Origin of the sequence: Propionibacterium freudenreichii subsp. freudenreichii (genome assembly GCF_000940845.1) — a bacterium.
GTDB classification, from domain to species: Bacteria; Actinomycetota; Actinomycetes; order Propionibacteriales; family Propionibacteriaceae; genus Propionibacterium; species Propionibacterium freudenreichii.
This window is the reverse complement of record NZ_CP010341.1, coordinates 2,431,417-2,447,368: the sequence shown is the minus strand read 5'-3', so window position 1 is coordinate 2,447,368 and position 15,952 is coordinate 2,431,417. Positions and strand designations below refer to the sequence as shown.

Genomic DNA, 15,952 nt, shown 5'->3' with positions numbered 1-15,952 from the left:
GGTTATGCCGAAGGAACTGGCGAATGGGAAGCCGACGACGCGTCGCTACTCGGTCGAGGAGAAGGCCGCCGCGGTGCGGATGGTGAGGACGCTGCGCGCGGAGCTGGGCGTCACGCAGGGGACGGTGCAGCGGGTCGCGACGCAGCTCGGTTACGGGGTCGAGTCCGTGCGGATGTGGGTCAAGCAGGCCGACGTCGACGACGGTGTCGTCCCCGGTGTGAGCTCGGCGGAGGAGCAGCGGGTGAAAGAGCTCGAGCAAGAGAATCGGGAGCTGCGCCGGGCCAACGAGGTGCTGAAACGGGCGGCGTCTTTCTTCGGGGCGGAGCTCGACCGCCACTACCGGAAGTAGTCGCGTTCATCGACGCGAACAAGGACGACGTCGTGGACGGTCGCCGGCTCGGAGTCGAGCTCATCTGCAGACTGTTGCAGGTGGCTCCGAGCAGCTACTACGCCGCCAAGACCCGTGCGCCCTCTGCCCGTGCGCTGCGTGACGAGGAACTGATCCCGCAGCTGGTCGAGATCTGGGAGGCCAACTACCGCGTCTACGGGGTCCGCAAGCTCTGGAAGGCTGCCCGGCGTGGGGGCATCATGATCGGCCGCGACCAGACTGCGAGGCTGATGCGCGTCGCAGGGATCGAAGGTGCGAGGCGGTCGAAGCGGGTGAAGACCACGCGGCCGGACCCGGCGTCGTCGCGGCACCCGGACCTGGTCAAGCGGGAGTTCACCGCGACGGCACCGAACCGGCTCTGGGTGACCGATCTGACATTCGTGCCCACCTGGGCTGGCGTCGCCTACGTCTGCTTCATCATCGACGCGTTCTCCCGGATGATCGTGGGGTGGCGGGTCGCGTCACATATGCGCACCGAGATGGTCCTCGACGCGATCGAGATGGCGCGCTGGTCCCGAGGCGCCCACCATGAGGATCTGCGGTGTCACAGCGACGCGGGCTGTCAAGGTGAATTCAACTGGTCGTCGCAACACCTTGACCGTGGAGGTGTTCAGCTGTGGCGACGAGGGACTGGGCCGCGAAGACGAGCGATGTGCCCGAGGGTGCGCGTCGGCAATGGCGTGCGGATCGGGCGTTGCGTCCGCCGATGCGTTCGCCCGGGCGGCCTGAGCCCTCGCGGGCGGTGCAGCGGCAGTTCTGGCGTCTGATCGCGACGGGCATCACCTCAGCCGAAGCGGCTCTGAAGGTGGGCGTGTCTGTGCCGGTCGGGTCCCGTTGGTTTCGCCACGCTGGCGGCATGCCACCGATCTCACTTGCCGAGCCCAGCGGCCGTTACCTGTCCTTCGAGGAGCGTGAGGAGATCGCGCTCCTGCGCGCCAAGCAGGTCGGCGTGCGTGAGATCGCGCGCAGGATCGGCCGCGACCCGGGAACGATCTCCCGCGAACTGCGCCGCAACGCGGCCACGCGCAGCGGGAAGCAGGAGTACCGGGCGTTGGTAGCGCAATGGAAGGCTCAGCAGACAGCGAAGCGCCCGAAGACGGCGAAGCTCGCGACCAACGACCGGTTGCGTGAGTACGTTCAGGAGCGCCTCGCCGGAAACGTCTGTCGGCCTGACGGCAGCATCGTCGTGGGGCCGGAACCGCCGGCATGGAAGGGGCTGAACAAACCTCACCGGCAGGACCGGCGGTGGGCGACCGCGTGGAGCCCGGAGCAGATCTCGCACCGGCTGAAGGTCGACTTCCCGGATGATGAATCCATGCGCATCAGCCACGAGGCGATCTACCAGTCGCTGTTCATTGAGGGCCGTGGTGCGCTCAAACGCGAGCTCGTCACGTGCCTGCGCACCGGCCGCGCCCTCCGGCAGCCGCGGGCTCGAGCACAGAACCGCCCGCAAGGTCACGTCACCGCCGATGTCGTGTTCTCCGAACGGCCCGCAGCAGCCGCGGACCGCGCCGTGCCCGGGCATTGGGAGGGCGACTTGATCATCGGCACGGGCCGGTCCGCGATCGGCACTCTCGTCGAACGCAAGAGCCGGTCGACCCTGCTGGTGCACCTGCCGAGGCTGGACGGGTGGGGCGAGGCGCCGCCGATCAAGAACGGGCCCGCGTTGGGCGGCTACGGCGCAGTCGCGATGAACGCCGCGCTCATCGCGTCGATGATGAAGCTCCCCGAACAGCTCCGCAAGACGCTCACCTGGGACCGCGGCAAAGAACTCTCCGCGCACGCCCAGTTCGCGCTCGAGACGGGCACGAAGGTGTTCTTCGCCGACCCCCACTCGCCCTGGCAGAGGCCGACGAACGAGAACACCAACGGGTTGCTGCGGCAATACTTCCCGAAGGGCACCGACCTCTCACGATGGTCCGCTGAAGACCTCGAAGCAGTCGCCCTCGCACTGAACAACCGACCCCGCAAGAGCCTCGACTGGAAGACCCCCGCCGAAGTATTCCAGGAGCAGTTACACTCGCTCCAACAACCCGGTGTTGCAACGACCGGTTGAACCCAGGCAATTCACATCGATTCGCTACGGCGAACGCCTCGCAGAGATCGGTGCGACACCCTCGATCGGGACCGTCGGCGATTCGTATGACAACGCCCTGGCCGAGACGGTGAACGGCTACTACAAGGCCGAGTTGGTTCGCGGGCCCACCCGCTCGGGACCGTGGAAGACGGTCGAGGATCTCGAGCTCGCGACGCTCGGCTGGGTGCACTGGCACAACACGCAGCGCCTCCACGGATACCTCGGAGACGTCCCACCCGCCGAGTTCGAGAACGCGTTCTATGCTGTCCCCAACGACAGCAATCTGCTGATCGGAATCAAATAGCGCGAGTCTCCATCAGACCCAGGGCGCTTCAGCTCATGTGCCCGCGACCATGCGTTGACGCAGGCCTGGCGCGCCATTGCCAAGCGTGGGGGATCCCGCGACGAACTGATCGGCGCTCAGCAGGCTCTCGGAGATGCCGGACAGCGGCGTGAGGATCGACTCGACGCATGGCTAGAGCAGACCATCGTCAGCCTTGGACAGGCCCTCGACCGGGTTGCCGCGGTGATCGTCATTGTCGCCGGGATCAAGTGCGACGTCATTCGCACCGATTGGGGCGAACTTCAGAAGGTGGCCGTCAAGGCGCTGAAGAACGGTCGTGGCCAAGGGTTGCGACAGGGTGTGCTGGCTGATGTCGGCACATCGGGGCGTGAGCGACAGAATGCTCTGCTCTCAGATGTCCTGAAACCCGAGGATCATGGCCCTGAGGACTGGCTTTCCTGGCTGATCGCTCAGCGCAACACGATGGTGCACCGTGCACCGCGAATGTCATTGATCCAGATGGTGGGCACCAGGGCGCGTCCGACGGGTGTGATCAATCCCTTGCCCAGTCAGCCGGACTGGGTGGGCACACGTGCCATGATCGACGCCGGAAAAGCAGGCACGATGAGTTCCATGTTCCTGGTGTCCACGCCGCAGACGGTGCTGGAGGGCTTGCGAGGGTCGATGTGTACGTTCTTGGACCAGCTATTGAAAGAGACTCTTTACCTCTGGGGCGCACGTCGATCCGATCCGCGACTGATCGTTCAACCGGGGGACAGCTGGCAACCGGTGCCGAAGTCTGGAACGCTCTCCTTTCCCGGATACGGAAAGCCTGCCTCGATGGTCACCAAGGAGATCGCGGTACATCCCTCGATGGGTCGGCGTCTTCGCGCCGCACGGCTGATGGACTACCAGGTCCATCTCTGGGAGGCGTGAGGGTCACTCGACGTCTCTCAACCCTCGACGCTGTTTCGCTGCATGTCCGCCTTGGGCCAGACAACGTGCTCACCAAGGGCTTCCAAGAACGCGGAGTAGCGCACGGTGTCGAGGTCTCCGCGAACCACCGCCCTGCCAACTTCATCGCGACGCGACCAGAACCCCAGCTCCCCGCTACTCAGGGTGACGGCACGGATCCCCATGTCCATGCTGGCGAGTGCTTCTCCTGCATCGGCGGGCGGGAGTGCGACTGCAGAGGCCACCACGTCATGAACCCCGGTCAACGCCCGCTGATACTCCTCCGATGTCATCGGCGCCACCCCTGGGACCAACGGACGGCTGCGGGGGTCGAGGATCGTCAACGCCACCATGATCGTCGACACACACCAGCGAGCTGGCGAACGTGTCCATCGCCACCGCCGCGATGCTGGATGCCGGCAAGCCCTGGACCGTCTCGCCGATGAGCCCGGAAATCTCGGCAACCATCGCATCGGCATCGATCTCGGATGTGCCATCGGAGGCCTCATGAAAACGATGCTTCGCCTCGGTCTGATGCCCCACCACCGGGCGTGCCAGCGCGTCATGGACCGCAGCCCGGCTCGAGGTGGAGCCGATGTCCATCGCCAACACCAGCGGCGACACCGCCTGCGACAGGGCAATGGGCTCGGCCTGCGTCAATGACTCTGGCATATCCAAAGCCTACGAGGCCGAGCCCATCGGCATGGACAACTGAAAGCAGCCCGCCCCGGTGAACCAGGACGGGCTGTTCAGTGCACGGTCGAAAATCTGACCGCCCACATGCTCTATTTGAGGGCGTTGCCCATCTTGTTGAGCAGCGGGCCGATGATGTCGAGCGGCAGCGGAAACACCACGGTGGAGTTCTGGTCGGCACCCAGCTCGAGCAGCGTCTGCAGGTAGCGCAACTGCAACGACGCGGGCGACTGGCTCAGGGTCTCGGCGGCCTGACGCAGCTCATCGGAGGCCTCCAACTCGCCACGCGCCGAAATCACCTTGGCGCGACGCTCACGCTCGGCCTCCGCCTCACGCGCCATCGCCCGCTGCATCGCCTCGGGAATCTCCACATCCTTGATCTCCACGGTGGACACCTCGATGCCCCACGGCTTGGTGCGGGCATCGATCACACCCTGCAAATCGATGTTGAGATCGTCGCGGTGGGCCAGCAGGGTATCCAGATCGACCCGTCCCAGCAGGGAACGCAATGTGGTCTGCGAGATCTGCGAGGTGGCAATCGCGTAATTCTCCACCTTGAGAATCGCATCCTTCGGCTCAAGCACCTTGAACAGCACCACCGCATTCACCCGCGCCGGCACATTGTCCTTGGTGATCACTTCCTGCGGCGGAATCGTCAACGTGATCACCCGCAGATCAACCCGCTGCAACGAATCGACCAGCGGGAACACGAAGTGGATGCCCGGCTCCAACGTGGGACGCAGATGCCCGAACCGGAACGCAATGCCGCGCTGATATTCGGGAATCACCCGCAACGACACGAGCAGCACAATGAGCACGACGGCAACAACAGCAAGAACAACAATCAGCAGAGCCACGACGCGGGCCTTTCAGAACGAAAAAAGTAGTGACGGTTTGGCATGGCCGGGGTCCCGGCCGCAGAACTCATGATTGATCAGGATTCGACCCCAAGGATCGGCCCATCACGGGTGGCCGACCCACGAGCAGATGGTCACGAGTCCGGCGTCTCTTCACGACCGGCACCGATGTCACGTGGACGCGGGCCTCCCGGAATCGGCGCCGAACCATCATGGATCACCTCGGCGCCCCGACTTTCGCGCTTGAGGCGTTCCTTCATCGCCAACGCCGAGCTGATGTGCAGCGGGGTGTCGCGGGTGCCGCGTCCACGCCAACCGGTGGCCGGGGCTGCATCGGCCAGTACGCGTTCGCGTTCCAGGGCTGCGGCGCGCTTGCGTTCGTCGCTCACATTGCCCCACTTCTGGGCGAACCGATCGGCCAGCACAGCAGCATCGATCTCGTCGGCGTCCACCACCTTCACATGCGTGGGCTCGACGAAATTCGCCGGGCTGCGCATCAGATGACGGGCCAGCGGAACCGAGGCAGCCACCACCGCAACGGCAGTGGCCACCTCGACCGCAATGTCTGCCGCGGTGTGACCCAAAATGGCCACCCCCGCGATCAACACCAACCCCGAAACCGCCACCGCCAGGGCAATGCCCCGGTGGAAACGTCCCGACTCCGAATAGGGCCACGGATCAACCTCGCGAGTGATCTCGCGGCCCATCATCGAGGTGGTGCAGGTGTTCTTCACCTGGCAGGTGTTGCACACGATGGACGACGCGCGGTAGTGCATCACCCGGTTGTCACGGTCGAAGGCAGTGGGGAAAAGCCACTGGTCCTCGGAGCACAACCAGGCGTCCTGATTCTCGTGGTAGTGGAAACCGAAATTCCGCTTCGCCGACGACTGCTGCGAGGTGCGCTTGGCCAACAGGTCAAGCCCATAGCCCACACCAACCAGGATCAGCGCATAGGCGCAGAACATCCACACCACGAAATCAACACCCCACAACGGCGCATCCATGGTGTTATTCCTCTCTGCGATCGCTGCGGTAGGGGCTCACCTGATCGGGAACCGCATCGGCCTTGTTGGCGGCAGCCATCTCGGCGATGCGCTCATCGGTCAGCGCCTCGTACAGCGGCGGATCCATCAATTCGTAGACAACCGGCTTGGAATCCTTGCTGAAGTACGACTTCAGCGCCTTCCACGCCAGCCACAGCAGCGGCACGATGCCCGACAGGAAGATCACGTCACCGGGCATGCGCAACCAGTCGAGCAGAGTATTGCCCGGATCGGTGATGTAGCCGATGGCACGGGCATCGTAATAACCCTTGCCGACGCTCTGGTACAGCTGGGCGACACCCAACGGCAGCAGCGAGATGAACACCATCCACACCAAGCCGATGTTGGTTGCCCAGAACGCCCATTTGACGCCCTTCTCGGGCCATTCCTTCTCGGGAATGATGTAGCGCAACACGAACACCGCGAACGCCAACGCCAACATGCCGTAGACGCCCATCATCGAGCCATGCGCATGGTTGGCGGTCAAGGCCGTGCCGATCTCGTAGTACGACACGATCGGCAGGTTGATCAGGAAGCCGAAAATGCCGGCACCCAGGAAGTTCCAGAAACCCACGGAGATGAGGAACATCACGGCCCAACGATGCGGGAACGGCTTGGTGCGGTTGGTGTATTGACGCGAACCCAACTGCATGAAGCCCCAGGCTTCCACCGTCAAGAACGTCAACGGGATCACCTCGGCAGCCGAGAACACGGCACCGAAAGCCATCGTCTCGGCGCTGGTGCCCGAGAAATACAGGTGGTGCATGGTGCCCACCACGCCACCCAGCGAATACAGGATGACGTCGAGCATGATGATCGAAATCGCCATCTTCTGACGCACCACACCCAGCAGCACGAACACATAGGCAACCATCACGGTGGTGAACAGCTCCAGGAAGTCCTCAACCCACAGGTGAACAACCCAGAAGCGCCAGAACTCGGCCACCGAGAAGTGGGTCTCGGAACCGGCCAGCATGCCCACCGCATAGAACATCGGGATGGCCAGACCGGAGAACATGAACAGCCACGGCAGCGACGTCTTCTTGGTGCTGTTGAGCTTGGAGCGCAGCGTGCGGATCACGATGAACATCCACAAGAACATGCCCACGGTCAATGCGATCTGGAACAGCCTGGGCAAATCCAGATACTCCCACTGCTGAGAGAACAGTGAACCCTCGGGCAGGATGCCCTTCTGGCTCAACCATTCGGTGGCCAGCGAGCCGAACACCACGATGGCCACGGCCACCAGCAGCACGCCGGTGAGGAAGCCCTGCTTCTTGGGTTCCTTGCGGGTGATCAGCGGTGCCAGGAAGATGCCGGCCGCCAGGAACCCGGCGGCAGTCCACAGCAGTGACAGCTGCACATGCCAGGTGCGCGAGACCGTGTAGGGCAGGATCTGGGCGATGTCGATACCGAAGAAGCCGGTGAGCTCGACCCGGTAGTGCTCGGTGAGCGCGCCCACCATCGCCTGGGCGAAGAACAACACCATGATCACCACGAAGAACAGGCCCGAAACCTTCTGGCTGGGCGTCAGATGCACCTCGTCGGGCTGGCGGAAATCAAGCACCGGGGCTTCTTCACCATGCCAGCCGATGCGTGCCGACCAGCGACCATAGACGGCGAACAGAATGCCGATGCCACCCAGCAACACGATGAGCGACAGCACCGACCAGATCATCAGATTGGCGGTTGGGCCGTTGCCCACATTCGGCTCGGAGGGCCAATTGTTCGAGTACGAGTAGTCGTGACCGGGCCGGTTCGTGGACGATGCCCACGCCGTCCAACCGAAGAAGGCGGTGGTGTCCTCGATTTCTTCACCGGGCTCGAGTGCATTGGGGAACATGCCATGCTCGGTGGTCGGCGAACCCAGGAAGTCGGTGTAGTAGTCGACCATCTGGTGATAACCGGCGATCTGCTGGTCTGTCCACACCAAGGTGCCGGTGTTCTCGTCGTAACGGTTGGTGCGCCACTCGTCCTCGACGGCCTGACGAGGATCCTGCACACCATCGGCGGTGTACTTCTCGACGGCAGCGTCGGTGGTCAGGCGCAGATATTCGGCGGTGAAGTCGGGGCCCAGATAGGCACCGTGGCCCATCACCGAGCCGTATTCCTGCAGGCCGCGGCTCTGGTAGAGCGCCTGACCGTGGCTGATCTGCTCGGTGGAGATGATCTCCTGGCCCTGCTCATTGACGATGCGATCGGGCTGGGGCATCGAGTCGGTGTAGGTGCGCATCGCAAGCGCTGCCATGATGCCGAAACCCAGCAACATGACGAAAGCGACGGCCTGCACCCAGCCCTTGGATGCGTAGGCCGATACGGTTTCGGCCCTCCGTTTGGTTTTTGCGACCTGCTCAGTGGTCGGCTGGTTCTTGCTCGGCATGATTGTTTCCTCTGCCAGACGGTGAGAGTTGAGGGGATCAGACGGGTGCGGGCAGCGGGCACGTACGGGGGTGGCCGGGGGAACACCCAGACATCAGCCGACAGCGCCACCCCATCTGGGCGCGCCCGCAAGGTGTCGACCAGACGCACCAGCGCCACCTTCGACGCATCCCGGCCATGTTCGGGGTCGTGGAACATCGATTCACCGGCGAACAGGCCACGCATACCCACGCCATACAGGCCGCCCACCAGACGTCCTTCGTCATCCCAGGTTTCCACCGAATGCGCCACGCCGCGTTCGAACAATTGCGTGTACACGGCGACCACATCCTGGTCGATCCAGCCGTCGGGACGCTTTGGGTCGGCGCAGCCGGCCAGCACCTGCTCGAAGGCGGTGTCGACCGAGGTTCGGTAATGGTTGAGCGCCTGCCGCAGCGAATGACTCACCCGCAGCGCCCCCAGCGGAAGGATGGCGCGACGTACGGGCGACCACCAGCCCATGCCATGAAAATCGGACTCATGCAGCGGCATCGGGAACAGGCCCGACGCATAGGCTGCCAGCGTCAACTCGGTGTCGATGGTGTCGGTGAAGCCCACGAGATCCTGGCCGGGCCAATCGGCCTCCAGACCGAACACATGGGCAAGCATGTCTCCAGTGTGGCACCATGCCCCGACGTGCGCCGTGGTCCGGTCGTACGCATCCAGGCGCACGGCCTCCGAGCGCGCCGGGTCAGCCGCGCAGCCAGACCACCGAACCGTCGTCCCCGGTGCATGTGGTGATCGTGGTGCCCTTGGCGCAGGTGACGGCCACTGACCGTCTGGTCTGGCTGTTGGTGAGGGTGAGCGACGTGCGCGTGGCGTCGGCAGCAAGTGCTGTCTGCACCTGCGTGCCGAAGGTGCAATAGGTGGTGCCGCGCTTCACCGCCATGGTGCCGCCAGCCGTGCAGTGGGCCTACCCTGGTTTTTCGGACACCTGATGTGGCGGGGCCTGGTGGCCCTGGGGGAAGGTGTTGTCATGAGCACGGGGAACGAGAAGACGCGGAGGCAGCGTCGCAAGTTCACGGCCCAGTACCGCCATGAGGCGGCGAGGATGGTGATCGACTCGGGTCGCACGATCGCCGAGGTCGCCCAGGAGCTGGGGCTGGGTCCCCAACTGTTGGGCAGGTGGGTGAAGGCAGAGAAGGAGACCATGACGCCGAGCACGTTGAGTCCGGATGAACGCGAGGAGTTGAAGCGGCTCCGCAAGGAGAACGCGGACCTGCGGATGGACAACGAGTTCTTGGGAAAAGCAGCGGCCTTCTTCGCTGCGAAGCATCAGTGAGTGAGAAGTACACGCTGATGCAGGCGGAGAAGGCTCGGTACCCGATTGCCCGGATGGCCCGCCTGTTGAAAGTGTCCACTTCCGGGTACTACGCGTGGGTTGCGGCCCAGCAGCGGGATGGGGATCATCTTCTCCCCAGCCTCCGGGCGCGTCGGCGCCTGGATGAGGCGGTGCGCCGCATATGGGTGGACTCCCGAAGCACGTACGGGTACCTGCGTGTGTGCGCCCAGCTTCGCCGTGAGGGGGTGGTGGTGGATCGTAAGACGGTGGCGGCCTCGATGCGCCGTCAGGGCCTTGCGGGCATCAGCCCGCGCCGGTTCCGTCCGGTGACGACGATACCGGGGACGCGCACGCATTCGATCCCTGACCGGGTCAAGCGACACTGGGACACGGGGCAGGTGGATCGCGTGTGGGTCACCGGCATCACCTACCTGAGGACGCGGGCCGGGTGGGTGTACCTGTGCGCCATCAAGGACGCTTGCTCCCGGAAGGTCATCGCAACCGCCATGTCGACGACCATGACGACGGACCTCGTGGAGGAGGCGTTGCGCCGGGCTCGCATTATTCGCCCGAACGCGCCCAGGAAAGTGATCATCCATTCCGACCGTGGCACGCAATTCACCTCCGAGCAGATGTATGAGTGCTGCCGGGAACTCCACCTCGACCAGTCAATGGGACGCACCGGGGTGTGCTGGGACAATGCGATGATCGAATCCCAGTGGTCCGTGTTGAAGGCTGAGTTCTACGACCGCTACGAGTGGGACACCCCCCAGCAGGCCATTCAGGGCGTGGAGGAGTGGATCTACGACTTCTACAACACGAAGCGCCTCAACTCAGCGATCGGCTACCAGACCCCAGTCGAGTTCGAAGCCCAACACGCGGCAGCCCTGACACGGGCCGCCTGGACCAATCCAACCGTCCGAAACTTGCGGGTAACCCCAATTCAGCGTGGTTTGGTTGTCCTTGCTTGACGAGTTTCGGGGGTTGGCGGTAGGGGCGTTGTCCGGAGGCTGAGGCGAGGATCCGCAGGCGGTAGTTGTCGAAGTTGCGGAAGCCGCGGGCGATGCGTCGGGTGGTCTCGATGACGTTGTTGATCGCCTCGGTGGGGCCCGCGTTCGAGCGGTCGGTGTGCCAATAGGCCAGGATCTCCCTCTTCCAGGCTTTCAAGGTGCGCCCCAGCCTGGCGACCTCAGGAATCGGCTCCCCCGCGTGCTTCGCTCCAAGCGGGAGGTACCCCCAGGTCCTTGAGAGCATCGATGAGGGTGACCATGTCATGGGAGTCGCTCTGCTGGTAGGCATCGATCAGCTTCTGGTAGACGGTCCAAGTGATGGTCACCTCCCAGTTCGGGTCGCCTTCTTGGAGGAGGGCATCCAGCTTGGTCGCCATCTTCTCCGTGAGGTGGCTGGCCCCGGTGAGGAGGAGTCTCCGAGCCCGATACAAGGGGTCTTTGGCGTGTCCCCTGCGCCCCAGGGTGTCCTGCTGGACTCGGCGACGCACCTCGTCCAGGGCCTGACTGGCCAGCTTTGTCACGTGGAAGATGTCGACGACCATGTCCGCCTCTTTCAGGGTCGCTGAGATCGCGTTGGCATAGCCCCTGTAGGGGTCGATGGCAGCGATGAGGATCTTGCTCGCGAACTCCTTGCCTTGGGAGGCCAACCAGTCCTCAGCGACCGCTCCCGAGCGCCCGACCTGGACATCCAGGAGCCTCGCGAACGGCTTCGTCTTCCCGTCCTTGCCTCTCTTCGGCCTCGTGTGGTCCACCACCCCGGTGATCATCCGATTCTTGTGGGGCCCGCAATGACGCCACACGTGCTCGTCGAGGCCCAGGGCTTCCACGCTGGCCTGGTCGCTGATCTCCTTGAGGCGCTCCTGGAGGGGTCCCTCGATTGCCTTCCACAAGGTGCGCCACCCCACCTGGAGGTCCCGGGCCAGGGCGGAGATGACAACGTCTCGGGTGAGAAGCTGGTTCACAGCCCAGGTGATGGCTCGGGTCGTGAAGTGCTTGGCAGGGGTGGAGCCAACTGCGTCTCTTCCCCCCACGAGACCTGGGGGCAGGAGTGTTGCCTGCACCGCCAGGTGCGCCTGGACCACACGAGGAGGACAGGGACACCGAAGACACCGATGTCGTGGAGGAGACGTTGTTGGCGACCATCCGCCACAGCCTGGACCCCACAGGCGGGGCAGAGCACTCCCCCAGGGTCGGTCTCGACGTTCAGACGCAGGCCCGCAGGTGAGCGGTCCACACGCGTGACGTGGAAGCCGGGGAGGTCAGCGATGGCATCAGCGAGCGTGCAGTAGCCGGGATGAGTGCAGGTAGTGTGGAACACGGTCGGGGTCTTCTTCGAACGGGTGAGTCTGAACGCTTCCCATTCAAGAAGGCCCCGACCCTTCTCACCAGCACCGACACACCCCTCTCACCACCCCACGACACTCAGGCCAGCCTCACCAAACCACGCTGAATGACGAAGAGCCGGTTTGTCAGTGCTTCATGTATCCCAACGGTTCGAAGTCGACTCGTGCCGGGCAGTTTGCTCAGGTTTTGCAGAACATCGCGAGCGAAGTCCTCGGGCCCGCCCGCTTCCTGCATGAACTGGAGGAGATCGGGTCCACTGTCGGTATCCGCTGTCGCACGAGACTCCCGGTATAGCGAGATCACTTTCTTGACTGAGGCTGAGGTAGCGCGAAGGGAGTATGCGGAGTTGAGCGCGCACAGGGCCAACGAGTCGTGGAACTCGACAGGACACTGCCAGTTCGCTGAGTCGCCGAGATCCTGTTGAACGGCGGTTAGGAGCCCGCCCAAGTCGGTAGACATGCTCGAAGCATATGCGTGCAGTTCCCTGCTGGGCAGCCTTTTGTGCTCAGAAGATCTGTCCACTGTCAACCGCCGTACAACTGGGCATCAGGAGGGTAGACTGGATGAGCATTGAGTTCGGGCGCTGCAATGGATCTCGTGGCCAGAAGGAAGCCCGCTGACGTGGTTCTGCTTGATCATGCAAGACCGCCGCCAACGGGCGTTGGCCCAGACTGTCTAGAGGAGAATAGCCGTGGAAAAACTGGAGTACTTGGCGCGGACACTCTCGCGAACGAGTCGCAAAGACTATGAGAACTACGTCGTGAACGCGGTTTGGAACCGCCTCGACGACTCTGAAGTCCAGCCGGTCTCCCAGAAGCTGGTTGCGATCGATCCTCGGTCGCGATACTTCATTGACTTGTACTTTCCACAGCTCAATATGGGCATCGAATGCAACGAACCGTATCACGCAACTCGCTCAGAGCAAGACGCGGGCAGAACGATTACCATATTCGATGTGCTGCATCAAGTTCAACCGAACAGTGGGTATCAACAACTTGACATCGACGTGTTTGTCAGGGATCACACTGGGAACGTTCAATGGGCTCCGCTTGAAGCGGTTGACAATGCCATCGATGACGTGGTTGGAAAGCTGCGCGCACGAATCGAGACCCTCCGGCAAAGTGGCGGCTTCTCGCCTTGGGTGATTGAACCGGACGATCCATTTGCATACTTCCAGAACCGTGATGAGATTTCCATGGCCGATGACATCGGATTCGCCAATATTGCCACGGTATGCAACTCGATTCTTGGGTCTTCATACTCTCTGGAGAGTAGAGGTCCTCGCAAGTCTTGCTTTGTTCCCAGTTCTCTCCGGTCGATCTATGGCAGCGAGTATTTGGTCTGGTTTCCCAAGAAAGCAGTTGCGGGGCATGCGGTCAGTCGTGGCTGGAACAATATGCTCTCGGATGACGGGCTGAGTCTGGATGAATACAATGAGGATTGGAATGCAATAGATTCGGCTACTGGACAGAAGCGAGTAGTATTCATTCAGGCCGTCGATCCCGTCACCAGAGTTCGTGCATATCGTTTCGCTGGAGTTTTTTTGCGAGACGGTGTTTCTGAAATTGGAGGAGTTCCCAGAAAGCACTATCGTCGGATCTCCGACAAGTTCACGGTGGTTCATGGATAGGGGATATCCGGCTCTTCGTCATTCAGCGTGGTTTGGTTGTCCTTGCTTGACGAGTTTCGGGGGTTGGCGGTAGGGGCGTTGTCCGGAGGCTGAGGCGAGGATCCGCAGGCGGTAGTTGTCGAAGTTGCGGAAGCCGCGGGCGATGCGTCGGGTGGTCTCGATGACGTTGTTGATCGCCTCGGTGGGGCCCGCGTTCGAGCGGTCGGTGTGCCAATAGGCCAGGATCTCCCTCTTCCAGGCTTTCAAGGTGCGCCCCAGCCTGGCGACCTCAGGAATCGGCTCCCCCGCGTGCTTCGCTCCAAGCGGGAGGTACCCCCAGGTCCTTGAGAGCATCGATGAGGGTGACCATGTCATGGGAGTCGCTCTGCTGGTAGGCATCGATCAGTTTCTGGTAGACGGTCCAAGTGATGGTCACCTCCCAGTTCGGGTCGCCTTCTTGGAGGAGGGCATCCAGCTTGGTCGCCATCTTCTCGGTGAGGTGGTTGGCGCCGGTGAGGAGGAGTCTCCGAGCCCGATACAAGGGGTCTTTGGCGTGTCCCCTGCGCCCCAGGGTGTCTTGCTGGACTCGGCGACGCACCTCGTCCAGGGCCTGACTGGCCAGCTTTGTGGCTCTTCACGAACGAGGGTGTAGCGCGGGTCTGAATCCGCCGGCTTCGAGCAGCGACCGAGCGATGTAGTGGCTGAGGTTGCGGAAGCCGAGGGCCGTGCCGCGGAGGTGTTCGAGTCGGCCGTTGATCGCTTCGGTGGGGCCGTTGCTGGTGCCGGGGCGGTCGAAGTAGCCGAGCACGTCCGAAGCGCGCTGTGTGAGGGTGCGGGCGAGTTTGCGGATCTCGACGAGCTGCTCCGGGACGCTGGCGCTGATCTTGTCGATCGTGTGCGCGAGGAAGAATCTGCCCAGGCCGCGGTCCTTGTCCCGGTAGGCGGTGATCATGTCTTGGTAGATGCCCCACGTCGCTTCGACCTCGACGTGCCTGTCCTCGGCGAACAGGGCATCTAGCCGCGCCTGCTGCTTGTCGGTGAGCAGACCGGCACCGGTGAGCAGGGTCCGTCTGGCCTGGTAGAGCGGATCGCCCTTCATGCCCCGCCGGCCGAAGACGTCGTGCTGTACCCGGCGTCGGCAGTTCTCCAGCGCGTCACCGGCGAGCCGGATCACGTGGAACGGATCCATGACCGGGGCCGCGTCGGGCAGTTCTTCGGCGGCGGCGGTCTTGAACCCGGTGAATCCGTCCATGGCGACGACCTCGATCCCCTCTCGCCAGGGCTTCGGTCTGGCGGCGAGCCAGGTCTTGAACACGGCTTTCGAGCGTCCGGCGACCATGTCCAGCAGCCGTGCCGGGCCGGTCTTGTCGCGCACCGGGGTCAGGTCGATGATCACGGTCACGTACGTGTCGCCGTGGCGGGTGTGTCGCCACACGTGCTCGTCGACGCCGATCGTGGTCACGCCCTCGAACCGCGCCGGGTCATCGATCAGCCGCCGGCGGCCCTCGGCGAGGATCGCGTCGTTCGCGGCGGACCAGGACACCCCCAGCCCTGCCGCGACACGCGTGACCGAGAGATGATCGAGGACCAAGCCCGCCAGCCCCCACGCCAACCCACCGCGGGAGATCTTCGCCCGTACCGGCGCGGCGGCCGTGGTGTCTTGCCGCCAGACCCGCCCACACCCGCAGCATTTGTAGCGCCGGACCCGGATCAGCAGGGTCGTGGGCCGATGCCCGAATGGCTCATGCGCGAGCCGACGGATCACCGTGTCGCGCGGGGCGCCCTCGCATCCACACTCGCGGCACCACCGGTCCGGCTCCACGACACGGCACTCGATCACCGCCCGATCCGGGTCCAGACGCTGCCCGACAGCCTCCAGGCCGAGCTCGTCGAGACCGCAGAACGTGGTCAGGCAAGGTGTAGTGAAAGTAGGGTGTGACACGTCGAGGTCTTCCGGCAGATGGCGAGTGTGAGAACTTCCATCCTCAGGGAGA

At 63.5% G+C, this 15,952-nt stretch carries 15 protein-coding genes, 3 pseudogenes and 1 other annotated feature; of the genes and pseudogenes, 6 read left to right on the top strand and 12 right to left on the bottom strand.

The genetic code is table 11. The features are described from left to right. Positions 1 to 4 precede the first annotated feature (4 nt). The 4 genes and pseudogenes from RM25_RS12445 to RM25_RS10730 all read left to right on the top strand — a co-directional run. Positions 5 to 954: pseudogene (locus RM25_RS12445) on the top strand (IS3-like element ISPfr12 family transposase); the annotation flags it as partial. After that, positions 304 to 438 (top strand) — a sequence feature (AL1L pseudoknot). Its footprint overlaps the pseudogene before it by 135 nt. A 140-nt stretch (positions 955 to 1,094) precedes the next feature. Further along, on the top strand, positions 1,095 to 2,444 hold the full coding sequence (locus RM25_RS10740) for an IS30 family transposase (RefSeq protein WP_421957925.1): 1,350 nt from the start codon (positions 1,095 to 1,097) through the stop codon (positions 2,442 to 2,444). A 7-nt stretch (positions 2,445 to 2,451) separates the two neighbouring features. Further along, a pseudogene (locus RM25_RS10735) lies at positions 2,452 to 2,769 on the top strand (integrase core domain-containing protein); the annotation flags it as partial. A gap of 54 nt (positions 2,770 to 2,823) precedes the next feature. Next, positions 2,824 to 3,684 carry a hypothetical protein gene (locus tag RM25_RS10730; RefSeq protein ID WP_044636454.1) on the top strand — a complete coding sequence of 287 codons (861 nt, stop codon included), beginning with the start codon at positions 2,824 to 2,826 and terminating at the stop codon, positions 3,682 to 3,684. A 267-nt stretch (positions 3,685 to 3,951) separates the two neighbouring features. Here the strand turns inward: RM25_RS10730 and RM25_RS10720 are convergent, their stop codons facing one another. From RM25_RS10720 to RM25_RS10700, 6 genes are all read right to left on the bottom strand, one after another. Next, entirely contained in the window at positions 3,952 to 4,374 is a 423-nt protein-coding gene (locus RM25_RS10720) for a hypothetical protein (protein WP_044636453.1), read from the bottom strand. 113 nt (positions 4,375 to 4,487) lie between these two features. After that, on the bottom strand, positions 4,488 to 5,252 hold the full coding sequence (locus tag RM25_RS10715; protein ID WP_036940428.1) for a slipin family protein: 765 nt from the start codon (positions 5,250 to 5,252) through the stop codon (positions 4,488 to 4,490). A 134-nt stretch (positions 5,253 to 5,386) separates the two neighbouring features. Further along, on the bottom strand, positions 5,387 to 6,256 hold the full coding sequence (locus RM25_RS10710; protein ID WP_013160024.1) for a hypothetical protein: 870 nt from the start codon (positions 6,254 to 6,256) through the stop codon (positions 5,387 to 5,389). 4 nt (positions 6,257 to 6,260) lie between these two features. Next, on the bottom strand, positions 6,261 to 8,507 hold the full coding sequence (locus RM25_RS10705) for a nitric-oxide reductase large subunit (RefSeq protein ID WP_230845462.1): 2,247 nt from the start codon (positions 8,505 to 8,507) through the stop codon (positions 6,261 to 6,263). Continuing rightward, positions 8,390 to 9,322, bottom strand: coding sequence for a leucyl/phenylalanyl-tRNA--protein transferase (aat, locus tag RM25_RS13435; RefSeq protein WP_311317205.1), 933 nt, complete (start codon positions 9,320 to 9,322; stop codon positions 8,390 to 8,392). The genes RM25_RS10705 and aat overlap by 118 nt, the downstream gene beginning before the upstream one ends. Before the next feature lie 82 nt (positions 9,323 to 9,404). After that, positions 9,405 to 9,602: a hypothetical protein gene (locus tag RM25_RS10700; protein ID WP_013160028.1), complete on the bottom strand. Its 198-nt coding sequence runs from the start codon at positions 9,600 to 9,602 to the stop codon at positions 9,405 to 9,407. An 87-nt stretch (positions 9,603 to 9,689) separates the two neighbouring features. On the opposite strand from RM25_RS10700, the pseudogene RM25_RS10690 reads away from it, so the two are divergent. Beyond that, positions 9,690 to 10,897 (top strand): annotated as a pseudogene (locus tag RM25_RS10690) (IS3 family transposase); the annotation flags it as partial. On the opposite strand, the gene RM25_RS13560 reads toward RM25_RS10690, so the two are convergent. Genes RM25_RS13560 through RM25_RS13555 form a run of 3 tightly spaced genes read right to left on the bottom strand, consistent with a single transcriptional unit; the run spans position 10,824 to position 12,185 of the window. Beyond that, positions 10,824 to 11,249: a transposase gene (locus RM25_RS13560; RefSeq protein WP_373561278.1), complete on the bottom strand. Its 426-nt coding sequence runs from the start codon at positions 11,247 to 11,249 to the stop codon at positions 10,824 to 10,826. The pseudogene RM25_RS10690 and the gene RM25_RS13560 sit on opposite strands and share 74 nt — an antisense overlap. Further along, positions 11,185 to 11,967 (bottom strand): transposase, encoded by a 783-nt coding sequence (locus RM25_RS10685; protein WP_218915919.1) that lies wholly within the window; start codon positions 11,965 to 11,967, stop codon positions 11,185 to 11,187. Before RM25_RS10685 ends, RM25_RS13560 begins: the two co-directional genes overlap by 65 nt. Continuing rightward, the gene (locus tag RM25_RS13555) at positions 11,964 to 12,185 is read right to left on the bottom strand and encodes a transposase family protein (RefSeq protein ID WP_370695574.1); all 222 of its coding nucleotides are present in this window, start codon (positions 12,183 to 12,185) and stop codon (positions 11,964 to 11,966) included. Before RM25_RS13555 ends, RM25_RS10685 begins: the two co-directional genes overlap by 4 nt. 855 nt (positions 12,186 to 13,040) lie before the next feature. Between RM25_RS13555 and RM25_RS12435 the strand changes: the two genes are divergently transcribed. After that, complete coding sequence (locus RM25_RS12435; protein WP_196485327.1) at positions 13,041 to 13,979, top strand: AbaSI family restriction endonuclease; 939 nt, start codon at positions 13,041 to 13,043, stop codon at positions 13,977 to 13,979. Positions 13,980 to 13,997: 18 nt separating this feature from the next. Here the strand turns inward: RM25_RS12435 and RM25_RS12810 are convergent, their stop codons facing one another. From RM25_RS12810 to RM25_RS10670, 3 genes are read right to left on the bottom strand one after another with little or no spacing between them, the layout of a single operon-like run. Further along, positions 13,998 to 14,225: a transposase gene (locus RM25_RS12810; RefSeq protein ID WP_157761608.1), complete on the bottom strand. Its 228-nt coding sequence runs from the start codon at positions 14,223 to 14,225 to the stop codon at positions 13,998 to 14,000. A 22-nt stretch (positions 14,226 to 14,247) separates the two neighbouring features. Then, positions 14,248 to 14,580 (bottom strand): transposase, encoded by a 333-nt coding sequence (locus tag RM25_RS12425; protein ID WP_080516027.1) that lies wholly within the window; start codon positions 14,578 to 14,580, stop codon positions 14,248 to 14,250. 12 nt (positions 14,581 to 14,592) lie between these two features. Next, positions 14,593 to 15,900 (bottom strand): ISL3-like element ISPfr1 family transposase, encoded by a 1,308-nt coding sequence (locus RM25_RS10670; RefSeq protein ID WP_013159941.1) that lies wholly within the window; start codon positions 15,898 to 15,900, stop codon positions 14,593 to 14,595. Positions 15,901 to 15,952 lie beyond the last annotated feature (52 nt).

Bases quoted from the DNA above. Each gene is read 5' to 3' on its own strand.
- RM25_RS10710 (WP_013160024.1), bottom strand. From the start codon at position 6,256: ATGGATGCGCCGTTGTGGGGTGTTGATTTCGTGGTGTGGATGTTCTGC.
- RM25_RS10705 (WP_230845462.1), bottom strand. From the start codon at position 8,507: ATGCCCCAGCCCGATCGCATCGTCAATGAGCAGGGCCAGGAGATCATC.
- RM25_RS10700 (WP_013160028.1), bottom strand. From the start codon at position 9,602: ATGGCGGTGAAGCGCGGCACCACCTATTGCACCTTCGGCACGCAGGTG.
- RM25_RS10720 (WP_044636453.1), bottom strand. From the start codon at position 4,374: ATGCCAGAGTCATTGACGCAGGCCGAGCCCATTGCCCTGTCGCAGGCG.
- aat (WP_311317205.1), bottom strand. From the start codon at position 9,322: ATGCTTGCCCATGTGTTCGGTCTGGAGGCCGATTGGCCCGGCCAGGAT.
- RM25_RS10740 (WP_421957925.1), top strand. From the start codon at position 1,095: ATGCGTTCGCCCGGGCGGCCTGAGCCCTCGCGGGCGGTGCAGCGGCAG.
- RM25_RS13560 (WP_373561278.1), bottom strand. From the start codon at position 11,249: ATGCTCTCAAGGACCTGGGGGTACCTCCCGCTTGGAGCGAAGCACGCG.